Genomic DNA, 7,503 nt, shown 5'->3' with positions numbered 1-7,503 from the left:
CCCCCCCCGGGGGCGGGGGCCCCGGGGGGGGGGGGGGGGGGGCGGGGGGGGGGCGGGGGGGGGGGGGGGCCCCCCTCTCGCGGGGGGGGGGGGGGGGCCCCCCCCCCCGCGACCCGGGCGGCGGAGAAGGTCCCCGTGGCAGCCGCTGGTGATGTCCACGATCTGGCCACCATCCTGCTGGAGTCGATGCGGGAGGCGACCGGGCCGGAGGCGGCCGCGGTGGCGGTCGCGGTGGCCACGGCGATGGTCGACGACGCGCAGCGCCGGCCGAGCGCCGATGATCTGGCCGCGGTGCTCGCCCGCAGCGCGACGCCGCTACCCGTGCGCCTTGACCTGCCCGAACCCGAGGGTTCCGGAGCCGGTTTCGGCGCGGGCGGCGCCACGGTGCACGACCTGCCCGGCCGTCCACCGCAGGGGGACGCGCGGCCCCGGCTGCTCTCCGGTGCCCGTCTCGACCCGCCGGTCGGCGGCGCCGGACAGGGCGGCGGGGGTGACGTCGACAGCGATGCGGGGGACAGCGAGCGCAGGTCCCGGTCGACCACCGGCGCCACCGCGCCCCTGGCCGGTGAGCTGCTCGATTCGCTGCCGGCGCTGCCCCGGCGGTCGACCTCGCCGCGGCGGGGCTCCCGCCAGTCCGGGCGTGGCCAGCCGGCGGCCAGCGCGGTTGGGGCGGCGGCGACCATCGATCGTGAACGACCGGGCGGCGACAGCCGGGACGCGCAGGCGCGGCCGGCGCACCCCGCGGCCGGTCCGGCCAGGCGCGAGGGCCGTTCGGGCGGGAACCGGCGTTCGCACCACGACGGTGGCCGTCGTGGTGGCCGGCTGCTGCCGACCACCGCCGGTGTCGGGTTGTTCGTGGCGGTGGTGGCCGCGGTGCTGCTGCTGACCAACCCGTCCGACGACGGTGGCCCGGAGCGGGGCGCGCCGTCGGGATCCGCCGCGACCAGTCCCGCCGCGTCCGGCGGGGCGGGGGCGGTCTCGGGCGCCGCCCGGCAGCCGACGGCCTCGCCGGTGGCCGGGCGCTCGGCGGAGCAGGTCTGGCGTGGTGTGCTCGGTGAGCTCAACACCGCCCGCAGCCGGGCGTTCGAACGGGGTGAGGAGGCGCTGCTGACCGGTTCGGACGCGCCTGGCAGCCAGGCGCACAACGACGACCTCGCCCTGATACGCGCGATCGTCAGCCGGGGTGCGCATTCGTCGCCGCTGCGCACCGAGATCCTCGCCTTGCAGGTGCGTTCCAGCTCCTCCGAGCAGACCGTCCTGCGGGTCACCGACCGGCTGGGGGCCTACGACTTCCTCGACGCCGGGGGTGAGGTCGTCAGCCATCAGAACGCCAAGAACCCCACCGAGCGAGATCTCGTGCTCGTGCGTCTGGCGGCGGGCTGGCGGGTGTCGCAGTCGTTCACCGTCACCGGCTGACCGTCGTCCACCGCCCGTCGTCCACCGGGCTGCCGGCTGGCTGGGAGACGGCGGTGGCGGTGGCGGAACGCGGTGGCGGGCGCGGGTCAGGGCTCGCGGATCAGTATCGAGCGCAGGGCGTTGTCGATGGCGGGCTGGGTGAAGTGGAAGCCCGCGTCGGTCAGCGCGGCCGGCGCCAGGCGTTGGGAGGCGAGCACGCCCTCCTCGGCGAATCCGCCGAGGGCGAGGCGCAGCGCGACGCGGGGCACGACGGCGAACGCCGGGCGGTGCAGCGCTCCGGCGAGCGCCGCGGTGAAGCGGGCGTTGGTCACCGGTTCGGGTGCGACCAGGTTCACCGGGCCGGCCACGGTCGCGCCGGGGGCGTCGGGGGCGTCGGGGGCGCCGGGGGTGTCGTCCAGCAGGAAGCGCAGCGCGCGGACATGATCGTTCAGAGTGATCCAGCTCAGCCACTGGCGGCCGGAGCCGAGCCGGCCACCGAGGCCGAACCGGAACAGCGGCAGCTGCCGGGCCAGCGCTCCGCCGTCCGCGGCGAGCACGACCCCGGTGCGCAGGGTGCAGACGCGAATGCCGGCGTCCCGGGCTGGCTGGGCTGCGGCCTCCCAGTCCTCGACCAGCCCGGCGAGGAATCCGTCGCCGGGCGGCGCCGACTCGTCGAGCGGGCCGGCATCGCCACCCGCGTCGGTGCCGTACCACCCGATGGCGCTGCCGGACAGCAGCACCCCCGGTCGCGGGCTGAGGCCGGCGAGGGTACGGGCGAGCAGCCTGGTGGTGTCGATGCGGCTGCTGCGCAGCGTCCGGCGGTAGGCCGTGGTCCAGCGATGGTCGCCGATGCCGGCGCCGGCGAGGTGAATCGCGGCGTCGACGCCGACGAGTGCCGCCGGGTCCAGCCGGCCGGCGACCGGATCCCAGCTGATCTCGCCGGGGGCACGGGGTGGACGCCGGACAAGGACCTGCACCTCGTGCCCGTCGTCACGCAGGGCAGGCACGAGCGCCGAGCCGATCAGACCGGACGCCCCGGTCACCACGATGCGCATGGCTGCTCATCGTGGTCGGTCGCGGTGCGCGAGGCGAGCCGACCGGCCACGATGTGCCAGATATGACCACAGGGGCAGGCGTTGGGGACCTGGGCGGGTCGCCAGGTCCCCAACGCCTCCCGGCGAGCTACCTGCGGCGGGCTAAAGGCCGAGGTCGGCCTCGAAGGCACCTTCCTCGAGCCGCCGCTTGATGAAGGTGAGGAAGCGGGCGGCGTCCGCGCCGTCGACGATCCGGTGGTCGTAGGTCAGCGACAGGTAGACGCTGGAGCGCACGGCGATGATCTCGCCGAGGTCCGGGTCGTCGATGACCGCCGGCTTCTTGGTGACGATCCCGGTGCCGAGGATGCCGACCTGCGGCTGGTTGAGGATCGGCGTGTCGAACAGGGCGCCCCGGCTGCCGGTGTTGGTGAGGGTGAACGTCCCCCCACCGAGCTCGTCCGGGGAGATCCTGTTCGCGCGGGTGCGGCTGGCCAGGTCGTCGATCTTGCGGGCCAGGCCGGTCAGGTTCAGGTTGCCCGCGCTGTGGATGACCGGCACGACCAGGCCGCGCTCGGAGTCCACGGCGATGCCGAGGTTCTCGTCACCGTGGTAGGTGACGGTCCCGGCGTCCACGTCGATGCTGGCGTTGAGCTGCGGGAACTCGCGCAGCGCCTCGCAGGTGGCGAGCGCGAAGAACGGCAGGAACGACAGCTTGAGGCCTTCGCGGGTGGCGAAGCCCGCCTTGGCCCGGTCCCGCAGCTTCGCGATGCGCGTCACATCCGCCTCGACGACGGTGGTCAGCTGGGCGCTGATCTGCAGCGACTCCACCATCCGCCGGGCCACCAGAGCCCGCAGCCGGGACAGCTTCTCCGTGCGCCCACGCACCGGCGCGGCGGGTGCCGTCGACGGTGCGGTGGGTGCGGTGGGTGCGGTGGTTGCGGCGGGTGCCGCGGGAGCGGGTGCCGCCGTGGCGGGAACGGGAGCGGCCGCGGTGGGGGCGGCGGGGGTGGCCGGAGCGCCGCCGGAGCGGGCCGCGTCCTGGATGTCCTGCTTGGTGATCCGACCGCCGGGGCCGGTCCCGGCGACGTCGGCCAGGTCAACGCCGAACTCGGCCGCCATCTTGCGCACGAGCGGGGTGACGTAACGGCCGATGCCGCCGTCGCCGTTGGCCGAAGCCGCGGGCGAGGCCGCGGCCTGAGCGGGCACCGGCTGCGGCGCGGGTGCGGCCGGTGCGGGCGCCGGCGGCGCGGCGGGAGCAGGCGGCGGCGGAGCTGCGGCCGCTGGCTTGGCCGGCTCCGGCTCCGGGGTCGGTGTGGGTTCGGGCTCGGGCGCCGCGGGGGGCTCAGCCGCGGCGGCGGCCGGGGCCGCCTCGCCGCCGCCGGACCCGTCGTCGATGACCGCGAGCTCGACACCGACCTCGACGGTCTCGTCCTCGGCGACCTTGATCGAGCTGATGACGCCGGAGGCCGGGGCGGGGATCTCGGTGTCAACCTTGTCCGTGCTGACCTCAAGAAGCGGCTCGTCGGCTTCGACGCGCTCGCCTTCCTGCTTCAGCCATCGGGTGACGGTTCCCTCGGAGACACTCTCCCCGAGCCGGGGCATCGTGACAGATACAGACATGCTGGAACGACTCCTTCGTCGCAACCGGCATGCACCGCGAGAGCGGCCGGCCGGAGCGTTTGACGCCGTGTCTTTGCGTGCTGGGGGTCTGGACCCGCTGGCGGTGGTGCGTACCAGCGGTGGTACGTACGTGGGTTGCCGGCGACCCGCGGCTAGCCGTGGACGTGCAGCGGCTTGCCGGCCAGCGCCAGATGCGCCTCGCCGAGGGCCTCCGACAGGGTGGGATGCGGGTGGATGAGCTGGGCGACCTCGGCCGGTTCGGCCTCCCAGTTCGTGATGAGCTCCGCCTCGGCGATCAGTTCGCCGACCCGGTCGCCGACCATGTGGACGCCGACCACGGGGCCGTCGGGCAGTGCCACCAGGGTCACCGCGCCGGCGGTCCGCAGGATCTGGGCTTTGCCGTTGCCGGCCAGGTTGTAGGTGAAGGTGCGGATCTCGCCGTGCCGCTCCCGGGCCGCCGCCACCGTGAGCCCCACGGAGGCGACCTCGGGATGGGAGTAGGTGACCCGGGGGATGTTGTCGTGATCGACGGGCACCGGGTTGCCGCCGGCGAGCCGTTCGGCGAGGTAGATGCCCTCGGCGAAGCCGACGTGGGCGAGCTGCGGACCGGGGCGCAGGTCACCGAGCGCGGAGATGGTCGGGATGTTCGTACGCAGTTCACGGTCGACCAGGACGTGGCCGCGGTCCATGGCCACCCCGACCTCCTCGAAGCCCAGGCCCGCCGAGACCGGCCCGCGGCCCACCGCGACGAGCAGCAGCTCCGCGTCGATGGTCGTGCCGTTCTCCAACGACACCGTCACGCCGTGGTCGGTGGTCTTCACCCCGGCGAACCGGGCGCCGAGCTCCAGCGTGATGCCACGCTTGCGGAACGCGCGTTCCAACAGGCGGGAGCTGGACTCGTCCTCGAGTGGGACGAGGTGCGCCAACGCCTCGACGATCGTCACCTCGGCGCCGTACGAGCGCCACACCGAGGCGAACTCGCAGCCGATCGCCCCGGCGCCGAGCACGACGACGCAGGCCGGTACCCGGTCGAGCGTCAGCGCGTCGTCGCTGGTGAGGACTCGCTCGTGGTCGATCTCGAGACCGGGTAGCGATCTGGGTTGCGAGCCGGTGGCGAGCACCACGTGCCGGCCGGTGACCACCCTGTCCCCGACGGAGACGGCGGTCGGGGACACCAGACGCCCGACACCCTCGATGACCTCGATGCCGCGCGAGCGGATCAGCCCGCTCAGCCCCTTGAACAGGCCGGCGACGACCGAGTCCTTGTAGGCGTGGACCCGCGCCATGTCGATGCCGTCGAGGGTCGCGCGGATCCCGAAGGCCTCGCTGTCGTTGATGGAGTCGACGATCTCCGCCGAGTGCAGCAGCGCCTTGGTCGGGATGCATCCTCGGTGCAGGCAGGTGCCGCCGAGCCTGTCCTTCTCGATCAGGGCGACGCTGCGGCCGAGTTCGGCGGCGCGTAGCGCGGCAGCGTACCCACCGCTACCGCCGCCGAGAACGACCAGGTCGACGGGACCGGCCGCTGAGTCCGCCACGCCTTGGGTCCCTTCTCGTTGACGTCACGAAACCCCGCCAGACTGGCCCGCCTCGCGCGGTTTCGTTGTGCGTTGCCTGGTGGGCCGGCGTTCTGGGGCCACGACTGTCACATCACGTCGGTCCGAAGCCAGTCTTTCACGCCGCTACCCGCCCGCCGCTCGGATGGGGGAGTGCAATGCGTCGCGTGCGCCGGCCATGGGCGCGAGCGGATGCGGGTGCAGATGTGATATCGGGTGCGGATGCCCGCACCCGTACCTGTTCAGTCGGTGCGGACCGCCTGGTTCTCGGCGAGTCGCACGAGGGTGCGGACAATCACGCCGGTGCCGCCTTTGGGTGTGTGCCCGTAGGGCTCCCCGCTGTTCCAGGAGGGCCCGGCGATGTCGAGGTGCGCCCATGGGAGGTCCTCGGCGACGAACGCGCCCAGGAAGTGGGCGGCCACCAGCATTCCGCCCTCGCGGCTGCCGCCCGGCGCGACGTTGGCGAGGTCGGCGACGGTCGAGTCGAGGCCCTTGCGCAGCTCCGGCGGCAGCGGCATCGGCCAGACGCTCTCCCCGGCGTCCGCCGCCGCGGTCGCGACCGTGTCCAGCGCGTCACCCCGGCCCATCAGCCCGCTGGTGCGCTGGCCGAGCGCGACGATCTGGGCTCCGGTGAGCGTCGCGACGTCGACGATCATCGCCGGTGACTCCTCGGCCGCGCGCACGAGCGCGTCGGCGAGCACGAGCCGCCCCTCGGCGTCGGTGTTGAGCACCTCGACCCGCTTCCCACCACGCATCGTCAGCACGTCGGACGGTCGGATGGCCTCCCCGGAGGGCATGTTCTCCGCGCACGGAAGCCAGCCGACCACGGTGATCGGCAGGCGCAGCCGCGCGATCGCGATCAGCGCGGCGAGCACCGAGGCGGCGCCCGCCATGTCGGCCTTCATCCATTCCATCGCCGTGGACGGCTTGAGCGACAGACCGCCGGAGTCGAAGGTGATGCCCTTGCCGACCAGCGCGATCGCCGGATGCACGGCGTCGTCACCGCGCCACTCGAGGCGGATCAGCCGCGGTGGGTTCACCGATCCCTGCCCGACCCCGAGAATCCCGCCGTAGCCACCTTCGGCCAGGGCGGTCTCGTCCAGCACCTCGACCCCGATCCCGGCGGCGCCGGCCTGCTCGCGGGCGAGGTCGGCGAGCAGCGCCGGGGACAGGTGGCTTGGCGGTGTGTTCACCAGGTCCCGCACCAGCCGGACCGCCGCCGTGGTGATCACGGCCCGGTCGACCTCGGCGGCGGCCAGCGGCAGGCTCGACTCGTCGACGACGAGGGTGAGCTCCCGCACGGGAGCCGGCCGCCCCGCCGCCGAGACCGTCCGCAACTGGTCGAAGGTGTAGGCGCCGAGCAGCGCGCCCTCGGCGACCGCCCGCACCGACTCGGTCGAGACCGCCCCCGGTGCGGCGGCCAGGGCGAGTGCCACACTCGAGCGCCCGGCGCTCGCCCGCACCGCTGTTCCGGCCGCGCGGCGCAGAACCTCGGAGTCCAGGGGCGCGTCCTCGGTCGGGCTCGGCCCCAGGCCCACCGCGACGACGGTCGCCGCCCGCACTGCCCCGAGCGTCGCGAACCGCACCACCTCCCCGGCCCGTCCCGTCGCGCCCAGCGAGGTGAGCACGTCCACGAGCCGCCCGTCGAGGGCCTCGTCCAGCCCGCCGGCGCCGGTGCTGACCTCGAGCCCGTCCGCTCCGGCCGTGGTCGCGATCACCACCGCGTCCACCGCGAGATCGACAAGGGCTGTGGAGCTGGGCGCGAGGCTGGTCATACGGTGAGCGTATTGAACGAGACGATGCCCTCGCGGCCGCGGTGTCGACATCGGTGTCGACGGCGGCGCTGGCCGTTATGGGGGGTCGCTCCCGGTTGGCCGCCGACCGGGTCGGGATCGCGCTGG

Annotated in this window: 5 protein-coding genes; 1 reads left to right on the top strand and 4 read right to left on the bottom strand. The window is 74.3% G+C overall.

All coding sequences use genetic code 11. From position 1 onward, the window contains the following. The first annotated feature begins 135 nt into the window (after positions 1-135). The gene (locus tag MXD61_RS25695) at positions 136-1,416 is read left to right on the top strand and encodes a hypothetical protein (RefSeq protein WP_248815995.1); all 1,281 of its coding nucleotides are present in this window, start codon (positions 136-138) and stop codon (positions 1,414-1,416) included. Positions 1,417-1,502: 86 nt separating this feature from the next. Here MXD61_RS25695 and MXD61_RS25690 read toward each other — a convergent pair whose 3' ends face one another. From MXD61_RS25690 to MXD61_RS25675, 4 genes are all read right to left on the bottom strand, one after another. Then, positions 1,503-2,450, bottom strand: a complete 948-nt coding sequence (locus MXD61_RS25690; protein WP_248815994.1) for a TIGR01777 family oxidoreductase — start codon at positions 2,448-2,450, stop codon at positions 1,503-1,505. A gap of 141 nt (positions 2,451-2,591) precedes the next feature. Beyond that, positions 2,592-4,049 (bottom strand): 2-oxoglutarate dehydrogenase, E2 component, dihydrolipoamide succinyltransferase, encoded by a 1,458-nt coding sequence (gene sucB / locus MXD61_RS25685; RefSeq protein ID WP_248815993.1) that lies wholly within the window; start codon positions 4,047-4,049, stop codon positions 2,592-2,594. Positions 4,050-4,201: 152 nt separating this feature from the next. Beyond that, on the bottom strand, positions 4,202-5,584 hold the full coding sequence (lpdA, locus tag MXD61_RS25680) for a dihydrolipoyl dehydrogenase (protein WP_248815992.1): 1,383 nt from the start codon (positions 5,582-5,584) through the stop codon (positions 4,202-4,204). A gap of 260 nt (positions 5,585-5,844) precedes the next feature. After that, complete coding sequence (locus MXD61_RS25675; protein WP_248815991.1) at positions 5,845-7,377, bottom strand: leucyl aminopeptidase; 1,533 nt, start codon at positions 7,375-7,377, stop codon at positions 5,845-5,847. Between the last annotated feature and the right edge of the window lie 126 nt (positions 7,378-7,503).

This window comes from Frankia sp. AgPm24, assembly GCF_023243055.1.
GTDB classification, from domain to species: domain Bacteria; phylum Actinomycetota; class Actinomycetes; order Frankiales; family Frankiaceae; genus Frankia; species Frankia umida.
The sequence above is the reverse complement of the archived record's forward strand: the minus strand, read 5'-3'. Positions and strand labels throughout refer to the sequence as shown.